We start from the raw sequence: 15,707 nt of genomic DNA on the forward strand, positions 1-15,707 counted from the left end.
AGCACACCTACCCGCGCGGCAGGCGTCCCCCGCCCGGCCCGTCGGCTCAGCCGGCGCAGTTGTCGTTGCGCACCGGCTGGGTGAGCTTCTCCTGCGTGCCGAACTTCGCGTACAGCCGCAGATAGCCGGCAACGCCCCCGCACCGACCGCCCACATCAGCTTGCGAGCTTCGATGGAAGCGGGGCCTTCGTCGGAGATTTTCAGGGCTTGAGCACCACCTTCAAGCAGTCGTCCTGCTTGTTCTTGAAGATGTCGTAGCCGTGCGGCGTGTCGTCGAGCCGCATGGTGTGGGTGATGATGAAGCTCGGGTCGATCTCACCCTTGCGGATGCGTTCCAGCAGCGGGCGCATGTAGCGCTGCACGTGGGCCTGCCCGGAGCGCATGGTCAGCGACCGGTTCATGAACGAGCCCATCGGGAACTTGTCGATGAACCCGCCGTACGCCCCGACCGCCGAGACGGTGCCGCCGTTGCGGCAGGCCAGGATCGCCTCGCGCAGCGCGTGCGGCCGGTCCGTCTCCGCCTTCACGGCCTGCTTCGCCCGGTCGTACGCGTGCAGCGCCGCCGAGGCGTGGTGCCCCTCCATGCCGACGGCGTCGATGCAGACGTCCGGCCCGCGGCCGGCGGTCATCTCGCGCAGCGTGTCCAGGACGTCGGTCTCCTCGTAGTTGATGGTGTCCGCGCCGGCCCGGTCCCGGGCGATCCGCAGCCGGTACGGGAACCGGTCGATGACCACCACCTGCTCGGCGCCGAGCAGGAAGGCGCTCACCGTGGCGAACTGGCCGACCGGGCCCGCGCCCCAGATCGCCACGACGTCGCCGGGCTTGATGTCGCCCATCTCGGCGGCCATGTAACCGGTGGGCAGCACGTCGGACAGGAACAGCACCTTCTCGTCCGGCAGGTCGTCCTCGATCTTGAGGGCGCCGACGTCGGCGTACGGGACCCGGACGTACTCGGCCTGCCCGCCCGCGTACCCGCCCAGGAGATGCGAGTAGCCGAAAATGCCGGCGGGGGTGTGGCCCATGGCGGTCTCCGCGATCGCCGCGTTCGGGTTGGAGTTCTCACAGACCGAGTAGAGGCCGCGTTGGCACGAGGCGCAGTCCCCGCAGGCGATGGGGAAACCGACGACCACCCGGTCGCCGACGCGCAGCCCGTCCCGCGCCCCGGAGCCCAGCTCGACGATCTCGCCCATGAACTCGTGGCCCAGCACGTCGCCGCGCTTCATGGCCGGGATGAACCCGTCGAGCAGGTGCAGGTCCGATCCGCAGATCGCCGCCGAGGTGACCTTGACGACCGCGTCGCGCGGGTTGAGGACCTTCGGATCCGGTACCTCCTCCACGGCCACCCGGTTCGGTGCCATCCAGCAGTTGGCCTTCACGGTGCCTCCTCACGCGGTCCGGTGGGCCGCCAGCGGGCGGGCCGGACGCTGCTTCGCCTGGGTCTGGATGCTCGTGCCGTCGGGTGTCCCGTCCGACCGTGTGATCTCGCCGGTCTCGATGACCTGCTTGAACCGCCGCAGGTCGTCGCAGATCTGCTGCTGCGGGTTCTCGCCGAACGCCTTCGCGACCAGCGAGCCCACCCGGCGGCCGGGCACCGCGTACTCCAGTTCCACCCGCACCTCGGTGCCGTTGCCACCGGCGGCCGGGGTGAACCGGACGGTGCCGGAGTTGGGCACCCGGGAGCCGTCCACGGAGCGCCAGCGGATCAGCTCGTTGGGGCGCTCGTCCACGATCTCCGCCTCCCACTCGACGGTCCGGCCGGCCGGCGCCTTCGCCGACCAGCGGGAGCGCCGGGGGCCGGTGGTGATCACCGACTGCAGGTGGTACATGAACCGCGGCAGGTTCTCGAGGTCGTGCCAGAAGCGGTAGACCTCCTCGCGCGTGCGGTTGACCGTCACGGAGCCGTGCGCGAAGCCCTCCGGGTTGCCCCGCCGGTTGCGCGTGGCGCGCACCGAGGCGTAGAGGTCGACGGCGGTGATCCCACCGAGGGCGGCGAGGGTGAGACCGGCCCGCCGGCGCCGCTCGCCGCGCCGGTTGCGGTACGCGCGGCCGGTGGCAACGACATCCATCACGTCGCCCGCCACCCGGGTCCAGGTCCCCAGCCCCGCCCGCCGCGGCACCAGCAGCACCCCGGCGTGGCCGATCTCCCGGACCCCGGCGGCCCGCAACACCGTCCGGGCCGTGCGCGAGTCGTCCACGCCGGCTGCCCGGGCCACCCGTGACCCCGCCGCGAGCGCGGTCACGCCGAGGCCCAGGCTGAACCAGCCCAGGAAGCGGGCCAGTCCCTCCGACCTCTGGTCCTGGGCCGCCCGATGGATCCCGAGATTGTCGGTCACCGAGCGGACCCCCATGGTCGTCTCTCGTGTCATACGTCGTCACCCCGTGTTCGAGAAGGTGTCGGTGACCGTCCCCGCTCGAGTGGGAGGTCGGGTACCGACAGGCCGGCCTGCCTTTCCCGCTAATCCCGGCCGCACACCCCGGCGGTCGGCCGGAGTGTGGAACCGGCGGCGGCGGGAACGCGGCGCGGCACGGAGGCGCGGACCCGCGCGGAGCGGCGACACGGGGGGCGAGGCATGGGCGGCAGGACTGCCACGGTGCGACGGCGGCAACCGGGCCCGCTGCCGGCCACGGACGGCCGGTGACCGCGGCCACCGACGCCACCGCCGAGCAGTCGTTCTCGGCCTGGTCGCCGCTGCGCACCGCGGTCTACCGCAACCTGTGGCTCGCGCTGCTCGCGGCGAACATCGGCACCTGGATGCAGACGGTCGGCGCGCAGTGGCTGCTGGTGCACCAGTCCAACGCCTCCACGCTGGTCGCCCTGGTGCAGACCGCCAGCCTGCTGCCGTTGCTGCTGCTCGCGCTGCCCTCGGGCGCCCTCGCGGACACCTTCGACCGCCGGCACCTGCTGATCTCCGTGCAGCTGTTCCTGGTGGCGGTGGCCGTGGCGCTGACCCTGCTCACGGCGGCGGGGCGGATGCCGCCGGCGCTGCTGCTCACCCTCACCTTCGCCTTCGGCGTCGGGCAGGCGCTGACCCTGCCGGCCTGGGCCTCGATCATTCCGGAGCTGGTGCCCCGCGAGCAGCTCCGGGCGGCCTCCGCGCTCGGCGCGATCAGTATCAATACGGCCCGCGCGGTCGGGCCCGCCGCGGCCGGTGTGCTGATCGCCCGGGTGGGCGCGGCCCCGGTCTTCGGACTGAACGCGGTGGCCTACCTGATCTTCGCGCTGGCCCTGTTCCGGTGGCGTGGCGGCGGTACCCGGGCCGCCGAGGTGCCCGAGCGATTCACCGCGGCGCTGCGCGCCGGCGGCCGCTACGTGCGGCACTCCCCGACGGTGCGCCGGCTGCTGCGCCGGGCACTGGTGTTCATCATCCCCGCCAGCGCACTCTGGGCCCTGCTGCCGCTGGTGGCGAGCCGCCGGCTCGGCCTGGGCTCCGGCGGGTACGGCCTGCTGCTGGCCGCCCTGGGGGTGGGCGCCATCCTGGGTGGGCTGCTGCTGTCGTGGACCCGCGCCGCCATGAAGCCCAACCAGTTCCTGCTGCTGGCCGGGGCGGTGTACGGGGCGACGCTGATCGTGGTGGGCACGGTCCGGACCGTTCCGGTGGTGCTGGTCGCCCTGCTGCCGGCCGGGGTGGCCTGGGTGACCGTGCTGTCGAACGTCAACGCCGAGATCCAGCTCTTCCTCCCCGGCTGGGTACGCGCCCGCGGGTTGGCCGTCTACCAGGTGGTCCAAGGCGGCGGGCAGGCCGTCGGCGCGCTGCTCTGGGGCGTGGTGGCCGACCTTGCCGGGCTGGTCGCCGCCTTCGGGGTGGCGGGCGCCCTCATGCTGGTCGGTGCGGTGACGTCGCAGGTCTGGCCGCTGCCCGACCTGCGGGGGCTGACCCGCGACCCGACCGCCTACCGGCCGCCCCTGGCCCTCGCGCTCCAGCCGGATCCCCGGGTGGGGCCGGTGCTCGTGACGGTCACCTACACGATCCGGCCCGACCGGGAGGGGGAGTTCCTCGCCGCGATGGATCACGTACGCGGCTCGCGGCAGCGCACCGGGGCGATGCGGTGGGGGCTGTTCCGCGCCGGCGAGACACCCGACCAGTTCACCGAGGTCTACCTGGTGCCCTCCTGGGACGAGCACCTGCGCCAGCACGGGGGCCGGCTGACCGAGGCCGACCGGCGGGCGGAGGACCGGGCGCGGGACCTGTCCGACGGCGCACCGGTGGTGCGCCACCTGCTGCCGGCCGCCGTCGGCCGCGCGGAGGCGGCCGGCGCGCAGGTGTGCTGACGGGTGGTCGGGGTGGTCAGTCGCCCTCGGGGACGGCCATCTCGCCGAGCCGCGACCAGTCCTCGCCGGGCGCGGTCGTGTTGACGATCCGGGGCGTCTCGGCCAGGTGCGGCGGGAGCGTGCGCTGCGCCGCGCGGAAGTGCGCCGACTGCACGTGCGCCGCGCCGGCCCCGTCGTCCCGGAACGCCTCGACCAGCACGTACTCCGTCGGGTCGTCGAGGCTGCGGGACCAGTCGAACCAGAGGCAGCCCGGCTCGGCCCGGGTGGCCGCGGTGAACTCGGCGGCGATCTGCGGCCAGCGGTCGGCGTCCTCGGGCCGGACCCGGAACTTCGCGGTAATGAAGATCATGCGCTTCAGGCTACCGAGGCCGGCGGCGCTCGGCAGCGGCTCGCGGCCGCCCCCGGCTCAGCTTTTCGTGACCGGGGTGAGCAGCTCCGACGCCCTGCGGTCGGCGAACGCGGTGACCGCCTGCTGCCCGGCGCCGAAGACGATGGCGACGCCCAGCAGGGCGGCGGTGCTGTTCACCGTGGTCTCCACGAGGCCACCGATCACCAGCATGATCCCGACGACCGCGACCAGCGGACCGATGGCCAGCTTCAGCAGGCCCTGCTGGAACGGGAGCTTGTAGGGCAGGCCGCCGGAGCGCGAGTTGATCATCGAGGGCAGGGCGCTGATGAACGCCCCGAGCGCCCCGGCGATGAGCACGAAGAACAGCAGCCGCCAGGCCGGCACGCCGGCCGCGTCGGTCGGCGGCTTGAGCAGTTGCACGTCCCGGCTGCGCCACTGCGCCAGCACCATCAGCGCCTCGGCGACCAGCGCGAAGACGGACAGCCCCAGCATCCGGTTGCGCAACCGGCGCACCGACTCGTGGAACTCGTCGGATGCCGCGTGGTACTGCACCAGCAGCGCCCGCACCTTGGCCTGGAACAGCGTCGGCGCCCCGACGTCGGTCGACGCGTCGAAGGCGGTCAGCACTGTGTCGTCGGCCTTCAGGAACTGCGCGGCCGCGCCCTGGTACGCCGGCAGCAGGCCGAGCAGTTCCTCCGGCGTCCGCAGCTCCACCATGGCCCGTTCCACCGAGTGGATGCTCTGCCAGGCGTACTCCAGCCTGCCGCCGCGCAGCCACTCGACCACGCCGCTGCGGCCGAGCACGGCCTCCACGCCGGACAACTGGGCGCGCAGCGCCGCGACCCGGGCGGGGTTCCCGGCGCCGCGGGTCACCAGGAAGCTCAGCTGCTGGTGCAGGTCGTCGAGCTTGGTGCGCACCCGCACCTGCCACACCGCGGCCGGAACGGTGGACCCGCCGCCTCCGCCGCCCCCGACGGGCGTCGCCGGGGCGGGGGTGCCGGGTGCGCCCACGGGCTGCGTCTCCTGGTCGATCATGGCAACTGCCCCCCCAACCGGCGCGGCTCGCCCCCGCTGCCCTCCGTGTCCAGTATCGGCAGGTCAGGGACACTGTGGCCAGGTTGGTTCGGGCACTTGACAGTTTCCGTGCCGCCCGGATGCCCGACCCGACGGTCCACGATGGTGGAGCCCGGCGCCGCCCCGCCGGCGCCGCCCGGGGGAGCCCGTCGGTAACCTGGGCCGGTGACCGTCTACGCCCTCGCGCAGATCACCATCCACGACCGGCAGCGTTACGACCGGTACGTCGCCGCCTTCCTGCCGGTCCTGGCGCGGCACGGCGGCCGGCTGCTCTCGGCCGACGAGTCCCCGCTGGTGGTCGAGGGGACCTGGCCGCACGAGAAGGCCGTGCTCATGTCCTTCGACAACCGGGAGGACTTCGAGCGCTGGTCCACCTCGCCGGAATACCGGGAGATCTCCCGGGACCGCGAGGCGGCCACGGACGGGGTCGTCCTCCTGCTCGACGGGATCGGGCACGCCTGGCCGGCCTGACCGCCTGCCGCTAGAGCCGGTGCCGCACCCAGACGTTGGGCTCGACGTAGGCGGCGTGGTCGTGCGCCACGTCCACCAGCACCGGCGCCAGCGCGCCCGGCACCCGCACCGGCCCGCTGGTGTCGAACGGCAGCCCGGTCCAGCGCCGCCAGTCGGCGAGGGTGCCGGTGACCGCCATCGACCGGGGCGCGACCCGCTCGATCACCCCGCCGGCCCGGACATGCACCCGCAGCCACGGGTCGGCCGGCAGGCCGTCGGGGCGGACCCGCGCCGCGTACTCGGTCATCGGCAGGTCGGGGAGGGCGGCCTTGCCGTTCGGGCGCACCGGCGCGACCAGCGTGTCGAACCCCTGCCGGGCGACCGCCTCGCGCATCGCGGCGAGCATCAGCCCGGACACCCCGCCGCCGCGCCGGTCCGGCCGCACGCAGATCTCCAGCGCGGAGACCAGGTTCGGGGTGGCGCCGGTGAGCCGGTTGACGGCGGCCCGCTGGATCATCCGGTCCCAGCCGCCGTCGGGCAGTTCGTCCTCCGTCCAGCGCAGCGGCACGGCGTACGCCCGGGCGACGGCGCGGCCCGGCTCGGCCGGGTCGACCGCGGCGAAGACGAACTCCGGGTAGAGGTCGTGGGCGACGCTGTAGTACACCGAGCCCATCGGATCCCAGAGCATGAACTGCGGCCACGCGCCGTCGAAATCCTTGTCGAGCAGCGGCGCCAGGTCGGGGCGCTCCGCCAGGCTCACGATGTCCAGGGTCACGCCGGGCAGGGTAGAGGGGCTGCCCCTCGACCCGCACACCCTTTTCCGGGACAGCGGCCGGTGCCGTCCGGCCGCTGTCCGCCGCGGGAGCGTCGTCAGGTGCCGAAGACCTCGACCTCGTACAGGCGGGCGGCCGCGTCGGTGGTCTGGGTCGGGGTGAGCACCCGGACCTGCACGTACCTGCCGTCCACGGACGTCGGATGACTCGTCACGCCCGCCGTGTTGTCCCGGACCTGGGCGACCGTCGTCCAGGCCGACCCGTCGGGGGAGACCTGGAGGTCGAAGTCCCGCGTGTTCCAGGCGGGGTCCTCGCCGCCGGCGGCGGCGTGGTGGACGGTGATCGACTGGATGCGGTGGGCGGCGCCCAGGTCGATGCGCAGGAACTTGCTGCCGCCGGTCGAGCACCACTTGTCGGAGTTGCCGCCGGAGGTGCTGCCGTTGACGGCCCTCTCGGGCCCCTCCGTGCTCGCGCACTGCGAGTCGGCGGTGGCGGGCCGGTTCAACGCCAGGTTCGTCGCGCCGCCGGCGCCGTGGACCTCGAACTCGTCGATCCGGGCCGCCGTGTTGCCGTTGTTGGTGGGGGTGGTGATGCTGAGCCGGACGTACCGGGCGGTCACGGCCGGGACGGGGTGGTAGGTGCGGCTCGCGCGGTTCCCGGAGGTGGTGGCGCGGGTCGTCCAGGCGCTGCCGTCGGTGCTGGTCTGGATGGTGAAGTCACCGGTGTTCCAGCCGGTGTTCTCCCCGCCGAGCCCGGCGTGCTTGACGACGAAGGCGCGGACGGTCTGGTTCGATCCGAGGTCGACCTGGAGGAACTTCGTTCCCGCGGCGAGGGAGCACCACTTGCTGGCGCTGGCGAGTCGGCCGTCGAACGCCTTCTCGGGGCCCTCGGCGGTGTTGCACGCGGCCGAGCCGGTGGCCGGCCTGCCGGCGGCCAGGTTGGGGCCGAGGTCCGGTGCGGCAGGCGGCGGGGTGGCTCCGTCGGTGAAGGACGGCGGCACGTCGGCGGGGTCGGTGCCCCATGCGGACGGCGCACCGCCCATCGCGTACGACAGCGTGGCGCCGCCGGCGAGGTCGCCGTACCGAAGCCAGGCCCGTCGGGCGGCCGCCCCGTTGACGGACAGGCTCTGCACGTACGGGTTGCCCTGGCCGGCGTTGGCGGCGGTGATCTGGACGTCGCCGGCCGGCCGGTCGATGAGGACGGACGGGAAGACCGGGCCGTGCAGGGCGAGGGTGTCGGCGCCCGGGGTGGGCGGGTACATGCCGAGGGCGGACCAGACGTACCAGGCGGAGGTGGCGCCGAGGTCGTCGTTGCCCGGCAGGCCGCCGGGGCCGGTGGTGAACGACTCGTTCATGATCCGGCGGACGGCGGCGCTGGTGCCGGCCGGCGCCGCGGCGAAGTGGTAGGCCCAGGGGACACCGTGCTCCGGCTCGTTGCCGATGTAGAAGTACGGCTGCGACTGGCCTCCGTTGGTCTGCGTGAAGTGGTGGTCGAGCCGCTGGACGGCGGTCTGCCGCCCGCCCATGAGGTCGATCAGCGCACCGAGGTCGTAGGGGACCATCCAGGTGTACTGCGAGGCGTTGCCCTCGACGAAGTTCGACTGGCTGGCCGGGTCGAGCGGCCACGGCCAGGTGCCGTCGGCGTTGCGCGGGTGGATGTAGCCCGACTCCGTGTTGAACGTGTTGCGCCACCACTGCGCCCGCGCCATGTGGGTGTCGTACGCGGCGGTGTCACCCAGCGCCCGGGCGAACTGGGCCACCGCGAAGTCGCTGGCCGAGTACTCCAGCGAGTCGGACGGGTCGCCGTCGATGTAGCGGCGCTGGACGTAGCCGCTCTGCCGGCCGCGGATCGGGCTGCCCTGGGTGGTGCCGCCCGCGGAGCTCTTCTTCATGAGGGCCAGCGCCGCGGCGGTGTCGAAGCCCCGTACGCCGAACTGGTACATGCTGTCGACGACGATCGGGCCGGGGTCACCGGTCATGACGAAGGACTCGTTGGTGTTGTGCGACCACTTCGGCAGCAGGCCGCCCTGCTGGCCGTCGAGCACCATGGACCGGGCGATGTCCGTCGCCTCGGCGGGCGCCAGGAAGGCGATCAGGGCCGCCCACGAGCGGTAGATGTCCCAGCCGGAGTAGTTCTGGTAGACCGGATGGCCGGCGGTGTGGATGGCGTTGTCGAAGCCGCGGTACCGCCCGTCGACGTCGCTGGCCACGTTGGGGTTGATGAACACGCGGTACAGCGCGGTGTAGAACTTCTGCAGGTCGGCGGCCGAGCCGCCGGTCACCTGCACGCGGTTGAGGATCGCGTTCCACTCGGCGTCGGCGTTCGCGCGGACCGTGTCGAAGGCGAAGCCCGACTGCTCGGCGGCCAGGTTGGCCTGCGCGCCGGCCTGGCTCACGAAGGAGATGCCCACCTTGACCTGCACCACCGGGTCGGCGGTGGCGTCGAAGGTCAGGTACCCGCCGGAGTTGGTGCCGCCGGCGCTCGTGGAGCCGGCCGTGACGGTGCCGCCGAGCCAGGTGCCGACGCCGCTCGGGGCGCGGTCGAACTCCATCCGGTAGAAGATCTGGTAGGTCTTGCTGTTGCCGCAGAAGCCGCCGCCGGTGACGCTGCCGGTGACGGTGGAGCCGTTGATCTGGATCGAGCCGGCCCGGCTGCCGGTGGCGCTGCGACTGGTGTTGACGAGCACCCGGGCGGTGCTGGTCGCGGGATAGGTCAGCCGCAGAATGGCGCTGCGTCGGGTGGCCGACGCCTCGACCCGGGTGTTGCCGTAGTTGCTGAGCACGGCGCGGTAGAAGCCGGGACGGGCCTGTTCCTGCGCCTTGTCCTGGGTGGCGCGGTAGGAGGTCCACGAGGTTCCCGGTGAGGCGCCGAGCGCGCCGGTGACGGGCAGGATCCCAAGGTCCTCGTTGTTGGCGCAGCCGGCGCCGTTGAAGTGAGTGAGGCTGAACTCCTCGATCTGGGTGTCGCCGAAGCGGTAGCCGGACGGCGAGGCGGTGGGGGTGTCCGGGCTCAGCTGCACCATGCCGAAGGGCTGCACCGGGCCGGGGACGGTGCTGCCGCCGGCGCCGCCGCCGACGGGGTTCGGCGCGTTGCTGTCGTCGGTGCCGATGAACGGGTTGACGTACGGGGTGAGGTTCAGCGGGGCCGCCACGGCGGGCGAGGCGACCGCGACGAGTGCGGACGCGCCGGTGACGGCGGTGGCCAGCAGGGTGAGCAGACGGGACGGGCCTGATCGGAGCATGAGGCGGTCCTCCTTCGAGGCGCGGACGACACACTTGTGACATCGTTGTCATCGACAGGTGTCAACGTCCTGTGTAGAGCCCCGAGAGGTGTGTGTCAATGGGGGACTAGGAGCCGGCGGTTCCCACCGAGGTCGGCGGCCGTTCGCCGGATCCGCGGGCCAGCAGCCGGGTCGGGATCACCACCTGCCGGGCCGGGCCGCGGTGGCCGTCGATCCGGTCGAGCAGCAGCCGTGCCGCCCGCCGCCCCATGTCCTCCGGGTCGTGTGCGACGACGCTCACCCCCAGGACGTCGCCGAGATCCACCTCGTCGAAGCCGACCAGCGCCGGGGGAGCGGGGTGACCCCGCAGGGCCCGCAGGGCGCCGAGGGTGATCCGGTTGTTCATCGTGAACAGGGCGGTCGGAGCGGGCGTACGGTCCAGCAGGTCGCGCACGGCCCGTTCGGCGGCGGCGACGTCGTGCGCGTTCTCCACCAGGTAGTCCGCCCAGTTCGCCACGCCGGCCGCGCGCATGGCCTCGGCGAAGCCGTCCAGCCGGTCACGGTGGGTGCTGAGCCGGGACAGGTCCCCGACGACCCCGATCCGCCGGTGGCCGAGCGCGCCCAGGTGGGCCCCGGCCAGCCGGGCGCCGTGGCGGTTGTCCAGCAGCACGGTGTCGGCGGCCAGCTCGACCGGCGGCCGGTCCACGAACACGAACGGGATGCCGTGGCGGTCTTCCGCCGCGAAATGGGCGTGCTCGGTCGCGGTCGAGGCGATCACCAGCCCGCGGACCCGCCGCTCCAGCAGCGCGTCGGCGAGTCGCCGCTCCCACTCCGGGTCCTCGTCGGTGCTGGCGGTGATCAGTTGCAGGCCCCGCATGCGCAGCTCGCGCTCCAGCCCACCGGCGAGCCGGGAGTAGAACGGGTTCCCCAGGTCGCCGATGAGCAGGCCGACCAGCGTGGAGGTGCTGGCGCCCCGCCGTAGCTCGCGGGCCACCCCGTTCAGCCGGTAGCCGAGCTGGTCGGCGGCCTCGCGCACCCGCGAGCGGGTGTCCGCGGCCACCCGGGGCTCGCCGCCCAGGGCTCGGGAAGCCGTCTTCACCGAGACCCCGGACAGCGCCGCGACCTGAGCGAGGCTCGGTCGACCAGCCTTCGGGTCAGCGGTCATGGCCGCGATTATGACACCCGCCCGAGGCCCGGCCACGGGCTCGGGTGGGTGGCCGGCCGCACCGGTTCACCAGGCGATCCGGGCCACGAGGGCGCTTCGCGAAATAGCGGTATACGATGCGCGTCAACGATGTCATTAGTTGATCAGTAGCACCCCCTCGGCGCTTGTCGGCAAGCGCCGGACGCGTCGCAAAGGTCACTGAGCGTGGCGGTCAATATTACCGACTTGTTACGAAAAAGAGTGACTTGAGCACTTGCGGAACAGCCCCCGGCGAGATTGGGTTGCCGACGACAACGAAAAGTGAGCGAAGGTCATAACCCATCGCGGGAGGCGGCCATGACGTTGGCAAGGTGGTGGGAGCGATGAGCGATCTGCCCGTCCTCCTGGAGATGCGCTCCATCACCAAGGAGTTCCCCGGCGTCAAGGCCCTGGCCGACGTCAACCTGGTGGTCCGTGCCGGCGAGATCCACGCCATCGTGGGCGAGAACGGCGCCGGCAAGTCGACGCTGATGAAGGTGCTCAGCGGCGTCTACCCGTACGGCAGCTACGACGGCCAGATCGTCTACCAGGGCGCGGAGACCCGCTTCTCGGACATCCGGGCGAGCGAGAACGCCGGGATCGTGATCATCCACCAGGAGCTCGCGCTCATCCCGGACATGTCGATCACCGAGAACATCTTCCTCGGCAACGAGCCCCGCAAGCGGGGGGCGATCGACTGGAAGGCCGCCAACCGGATGGCGCTGGACCTGATGGCCCGGGTCGGCCTGCGGGAGGACCCGGACACCCTGATCAAGGACATCGGCGTCGGCAAGCAGCAGCTGGTGGAGATCGCCAAGGCGTTCGCCAAGGACGTGAAGCTGCTGATCCTGGACGAGCCGACGGCCGCGCTCAACGAGGCCGACTCGCAGCACCTGCTCGACCTGCTGCGCGGTTTCCGCTCGCGGGGCATCACCTCGATCATGATCTCGCACAAGCTCAACGAGATCGAGGCGATCGCCGACCAGATCACCATCCTGCGCGACGGCCGGACCGTCGAGACGCTGAACGTCAAGGCGGACGGCGTCGACGAGGACCGGATCGTGCGGGGCATGGTCGGCCGCGAGCTGAGCAGCCGTTTCCCGGACCACACCCCGAAGATCGGCGAGGTCTTCTTCGAGATCCGCGACTGGAACGTCCGCCACCCGATCTCGGCGGAGCGCCAGGTCTGCAAGAACGAGAGCTTCACCGTGCGGCGCGGCGAGATCGTGGGCTTCGCCGGCCTGATGGGCGCGGGCCGCACCGAGCTGGCCATGAGCGTCTTCGGCCGCTCCTACGGGGTGTACGAGTCGGGCACGATCATCAAGGACGGCAAGGAGATCGTCCTGAAGTCGGTGGCGGACGCGATCGCCCATGGGCTCGCGTACGTGAGCGAGGACCGCAAGGCGCTCGGCCTGAACCTCCTCGACGACATCAAGACCTCCACGGTGGCCGCGAAGCTGGCGAAGATCTCGCGCCACGGCGTCCTGGACGAGGTGGCCGAGTACCAGGCGGCCGAGGCCTACCGGCGGGACCTGCGCACCAAGGCGCCGACGGTCGACGAGGGCGTCTCCAAGCTCTCGGGCGGCAACCAGCAGAAGGTCGTCCTGGCGAAGTGGATGTTCACGGACCCGGACCTCCTGATCCTCGACGAGCCGACCCGCGGCATCGACGTGGGCGCCAAGTACGAGATCTACGGCATCATCCAGCGGCTCGCCGACCAGGGGAAGGGCGTCGTCGTCATCTCCTCGGAGCTGCCCGAGCTGATCGGGCTCTGCGACCGCATCTACACCGTGTTCGAAGGCGCCATCACCGGCGAGATCGCCCGGCAGGACGCGGACCCGGAAACCCTCATGAAGCAGATGACCTCGACGAAGAAGATGCAGACACGATGAGCCGAATCAAGGACCTGCAGAAGAACCTCTTCGGAGGGACCACGTCCAACGCCCGCCAGTTCGGGATGATCTTCACCCTGGTGGCGATCGTCGTCCTGTTCCAGATCCTCACGGACGGCCTGACCCTGCGATCGGACAACCTGATCGCGCTGTTCAACCAGAACTCGTACATCCTCATCCTGGCCATCGGCATGCTCATGGTGATCGTCGCCGGGCACATCGACCTCTCGGTCGGCTCGATCGCCGCCTTCACCGGCATCCTGGTGGCCAAGTCGATGGCGGAGTGGTCGCTGCCGTGGCCCGCCGCCATCCTGTTCGGCCTGGTGATCGGCGCGATCATCGGCGCCTGGCAGGGCTTCTGGGTCGCCTACGTCGGGGTGCCGGCGTTCATCGTCACCCTGGCCGGCATGCTGCTCTTCCGGGGCGGCAACCAGTTCATCGGCAACGCGAACACGATTGCGGTGCCGGAGGGCTTCCGGGTGATCGGCTCGGGCTTCCTGCCCGAGGTCGGCCCGAACACCGGCTACAACAACCTGACGCTCCTGCTCGGCCTGGCCGCGTGTGTGGCCGTGGTGTGGCGGGAGTTCCAGGCCCGCAAGACCCGCCGGGAGATGGACGCGGAGCCGGCCCCGATGTGGATCTCGGTGTTCCGGATGGCCGTCATGGTCGGCGTGATCGTCTTCGCGTCGCTGCGCTTCGCCAGCGGCCGGGTCGGCACGAGCTTCCCGGTCTCCGGCATCATCCTGGTGGCGCTGGTGCTGGCCTACTCCTTCTACACCCGGAACACCGCCGGCGGTCGCCACATCTACGCCGTCGGTGGCAACTCCCGCGCCGCGGAGCTCTCCGGTGTGAAGCTCAAGCGGGTCAACTTCTTCGTCATGATGAACATGGCCGTCCTGGCCTCCCTGGCCGGCATGATCTTCGTGGCCCGTTCGGCGGCCTCCGGGCCGCAGGACGGCAACGGCTGGGAGCTGGACGCGATCGCCGCGGTCTTCATCGGTGGCGCGGCCGTCGCCGGCGGCATCGGCACCATCAGCGGCTCGATCGTCGGCGGTCTGGTCATGGCCGTGCTGAACAACGGCCTCCAGCTGCTCGGCGTCGGCACCGACCGGGTCCAGATCATCAAGGGCCTCGTGCTGCTGCTGGCCGTCGCGCTCGACGTCTACAACAAGAAGCAGGGCAAGTTCTCCGTCATCGGCAGCCTCACCCGCTCGTTCCGCCGCGACACCCCCGCCCCGCCCACGGCAGCCGACGCGGACCGGGAGACCGCCCGCACGGCCGTGCCGAGCTGACGTTCCACCCCGCCTCACACCCCGTAACACCTCTCCAGAAGGGCACCACCAGCCATGCGTAAACTGATCGGCAAGTCGATGGCCATCGGCGCCATCGCCGCGCTGGCCCTCACCGCAACCGCCTGCGGCTCCGGCCGCGACGGCGACACCGGCGGCTCGAAGGGCGACACCAAGGGCTTCGCGGCCGACTCCCTGATCGGCGTCGCCCTGCCGTCGAAGACCTCGGAGAACTGGGTCCTCGCCGGTGACCTGTTCACCAACGGCCTCAAGGAGGCCGGCTTCAAGAGCGACGTCCAGTACGCCGGCGCGTCGACCACCGTCGCGGACCAGCAGGCCCAGATCACCGCCATGGTGACCAAGGGCGCGAAGGTCATCGTCATCGGCGCGACCGACGCCGCGCAGCTGTCGACCCAGGTCGCCGCGGCGCACGCCGCCGGCGCGAAGGTGATCGCGTACGACCGCCTCATCACCAACACCCCGGACCTCGACTACTACGTCGCGTTCGACAACTTCAAGGTCGGCCAGCTCCAGGGCCAGGCCCTGCTGGACGGCATGAAGGCCAAGAAGCCGAACGGCCCGTACAACATCGAGCTGTTCTCCGGCTCGCCGGACGACAACAACGCCGGTGTCTTCTTCAACGGCGCCATGGACGTGCTCAAGCCGGAGATCGACAAGGGCAACGTCGTCGTCGCCTCGAAGCAGACCGACGTGAAGCAGACCGCCATCCAGGGCTGGAAGGCCGAGGGCGCGCAGGCCCGCATGGACCAGCTGCTGACCTCGACCTACGGCAACAAGGAGCTGGACGGCGTCCTCTCCCCGAACGACACCCTGGCCCGCGCGATCATCACGTCGATCAAGGGTGCCGGCAAGAAGGTCCCGGTCGTCACCGGCCAGGACTCCGAGGTCGAGTCGGTCAAGTCGATCATGGCTGGCGAGCAGTACATGACGATCAACAAGGACACCCGGAACCTGGTCAAGCAGACCATCGCCATGGTGAAGTCCCTGCAGGCCGGCGACACCCCCGAGGTGAACGACACCAAGTCGTACAACAACGGCGTCAAGGTCGTGGACACCTACCTCCTGCCGCCGGTGGCCGTCACCAAGGCCAACGCGGCCGAGGCGTACGCCAACGACCCGAAGCTGTCGCCGCTCACCAAGTAATCCCCCCGCACGAAGGAAGGGCCCCGGAGTTCGCTCCGGGGCC

At 71.5% G+C, this 15,707-nt stretch carries 12 protein-coding genes; 5 read left to right on the forward strand and 7 right to left on the reverse strand.

The window, feature by feature from the left end:
* Positions 1 to 200: 200 nt before the first annotated feature.
* Together FXF50_RS02750 and FXF50_RS02755 are read right to left on the reverse strand one after the other, a co-directional pair.
* Entirely contained in the window at positions 201 to 1,376 is a 1,176-nt protein-coding gene (locus FXF50_RS02750; RefSeq protein ID WP_148425576.1) for a zinc-dependent alcohol dehydrogenase, read from the reverse strand.
* 9 nt (positions 1,377 to 1,385) lie between these two features.
* The gene (locus FXF50_RS02755; RefSeq protein WP_255509850.1) at positions 1,386 to 2,333 is read right to left on the reverse strand and encodes an SRPBCC family protein; all 948 of its coding nucleotides are present in this window, start codon (positions 2,331 to 2,333) and stop codon (positions 1,386 to 1,388) included.
* A 302-nt stretch (positions 2,334 to 2,635) separates the two neighbouring features.
* On the opposite strand from FXF50_RS02755, the gene FXF50_RS02760 reads away from it, so the two are divergent.
* Entirely contained in the window at positions 2,636 to 4,270 is a 1,635-nt protein-coding gene (locus tag FXF50_RS02760; protein WP_148425577.1) for an MFS transporter, read from the forward strand.
* A gap of 16 nt (positions 4,271 to 4,286) precedes the next feature.
* On the opposite strand, the gene FXF50_RS02765 is transcribed toward FXF50_RS02760, so the two are convergent.
* Together FXF50_RS02765 and FXF50_RS02770 are read right to left on the reverse strand one after the other, a co-directional pair.
* Positions 4,287 to 4,619, reverse strand: coding sequence for a putative quinol monooxygenase (locus FXF50_RS02765; protein ID WP_148425578.1), 333 nt, complete (start codon positions 4,617 to 4,619; stop codon positions 4,287 to 4,289).
* A gap of 57 nt (positions 4,620 to 4,676) precedes the next feature.
* The gene (locus FXF50_RS02770; protein ID WP_148425579.1) at positions 4,677 to 5,654 is read right to left on the reverse strand and encodes a hypothetical protein; all 978 of its coding nucleotides are present in this window, start codon (positions 5,652 to 5,654) and stop codon (positions 4,677 to 4,679) included.
* A 204-nt stretch (positions 5,655 to 5,858) separates the two neighbouring features.
* Between FXF50_RS02770 and FXF50_RS02775 the strand changes: the two genes are divergently transcribed.
* Positions 5,859 to 6,164: a DUF1330 domain-containing protein gene (locus tag FXF50_RS02775; protein WP_148425580.1), complete on the forward strand. Its 306-nt coding sequence runs from the start codon at positions 5,859 to 5,861 to the stop codon at positions 6,162 to 6,164.
* Between the two features lie 10 nt (positions 6,165 to 6,174).
* Here the strand turns inward: FXF50_RS02775 and FXF50_RS02780 are convergent, their stop codons facing one another.
* The 3 genes from FXF50_RS02780 to FXF50_RS02790 form a co-directional block, all read right to left on the reverse strand.
* Positions 6,175 to 6,918 carry an N-acetyltransferase gene (locus FXF50_RS02780; RefSeq protein ID WP_255509851.1) on the reverse strand — a complete coding sequence of 248 codons (744 nt, stop codon included), beginning with the start codon at positions 6,916 to 6,918 and terminating at the stop codon, positions 6,175 to 6,177.
* Between the two features lie 95 nt (positions 6,919 to 7,013).
* Positions 7,014 to 10,157: a GH92 family glycosyl hydrolase gene (locus tag FXF50_RS02785; protein ID WP_148425581.1), complete on the reverse strand. Its 3,144-nt coding sequence runs from the start codon at positions 10,155 to 10,157 to the stop codon at positions 7,014 to 7,016.
* 106 nt (positions 10,158 to 10,263) lie between these two features.
* Positions 10,264 to 11,301: a LacI family DNA-binding transcriptional regulator gene (locus tag FXF50_RS02790; RefSeq protein ID WP_148425582.1), complete on the reverse strand. Its 1,038-nt coding sequence runs from the start codon at positions 11,299 to 11,301 to the stop codon at positions 10,264 to 10,266.
* Positions 11,302 to 11,663: 362 nt separating this feature from the next.
* On the opposite strand from FXF50_RS02790, the gene mmsA reads away from it, so the two are divergent.
* Genes mmsA through FXF50_RS02805 form a run of 3 tightly spaced genes read left to right on the forward strand, consistent with a single transcriptional unit; the run spans position 11,664 to position 15,664 of the window.
* A complete protein-coding gene (gene mmsA, locus FXF50_RS02795) occupies positions 11,664 to 13,211 on the forward strand; it encodes a multiple monosaccharide ABC transporter ATP-binding protein (protein WP_148425583.1) in 1,548 nt (515 codons plus the stop codon).
* Positions 13,208 to 14,503, forward strand: coding sequence for a multiple monosaccharide ABC transporter permease (mmsB, locus tag FXF50_RS02800; RefSeq protein ID WP_148425584.1), 1,296 nt, complete (start codon positions 13,208 to 13,210; stop codon positions 14,501 to 14,503). The genes mmsA and mmsB overlap by 4 nt, the downstream gene beginning before the upstream one ends.
* A gap of 54 nt (positions 14,504 to 14,557) precedes the next feature.
* Positions 14,558 to 15,664: a sugar-binding protein gene (locus FXF50_RS02805; protein ID WP_148425585.1), complete on the forward strand. Its 1,107-nt coding sequence runs from the start codon at positions 14,558 to 14,560 to the stop codon at positions 15,662 to 15,664.
* The last annotated feature ends 43 nt before the right edge of the window (positions 15,665 to 15,707 follow it).

This window comes from Micromonospora sp. AP08 (assembly GCF_008085935.1).
In the GTDB taxonomy this organism is placed as follows: domain Bacteria; phylum Actinomycetota; class Actinomycetes; order Mycobacteriales; family Micromonosporaceae; genus Micromonospora; species Micromonospora chersina.

Bases quoted from the DNA above. Each gene is read 5' to 3' on its own strand.
- mmsA (WP_148425583.1), top strand. From the start codon at position 11,664: ATGAGCGATCTGCCCGTCCTCCTGGAGATGCGCTCCATCACCAAGGAG.
- FXF50_RS02805 (WP_148425585.1), top strand. From the start codon at position 14,558: ATGCGTAAACTGATCGGCAAGTCGATGGCCATCGGCGCCATCGCCGCG.
- FXF50_RS02785 (WP_148425581.1), bottom strand. From the start codon at position 10,157: ATGCTCCGATCAGGCCCGTCCCGTCTGCTCACCCTGCTGGCCACCGCC.
- FXF50_RS02770 (WP_148425579.1), bottom strand. From the start codon at position 5,654: ATGATCGACCAGGAGACGCAGCCCGTGGGCGCACCCGGCACCCCCGCC.
- mmsB (WP_148425584.1), top strand. From the start codon at position 13,208: ATGAGCCGAATCAAGGACCTGCAGAAGAACCTCTTCGGAGGGACCACG.
- FXF50_RS02790 (WP_148425582.1), bottom strand. From the start codon at position 11,301: ATGACCGCTGACCCGAAGGCTGGTCGACCGAGCCTCGCTCAGGTCGCG.
- FXF50_RS02765 (WP_148425578.1), bottom strand. From the start codon at position 4,619: ATGATCTTCATTACCGCGAAGTTCCGGGTCCGGCCCGAGGACGCCGAC.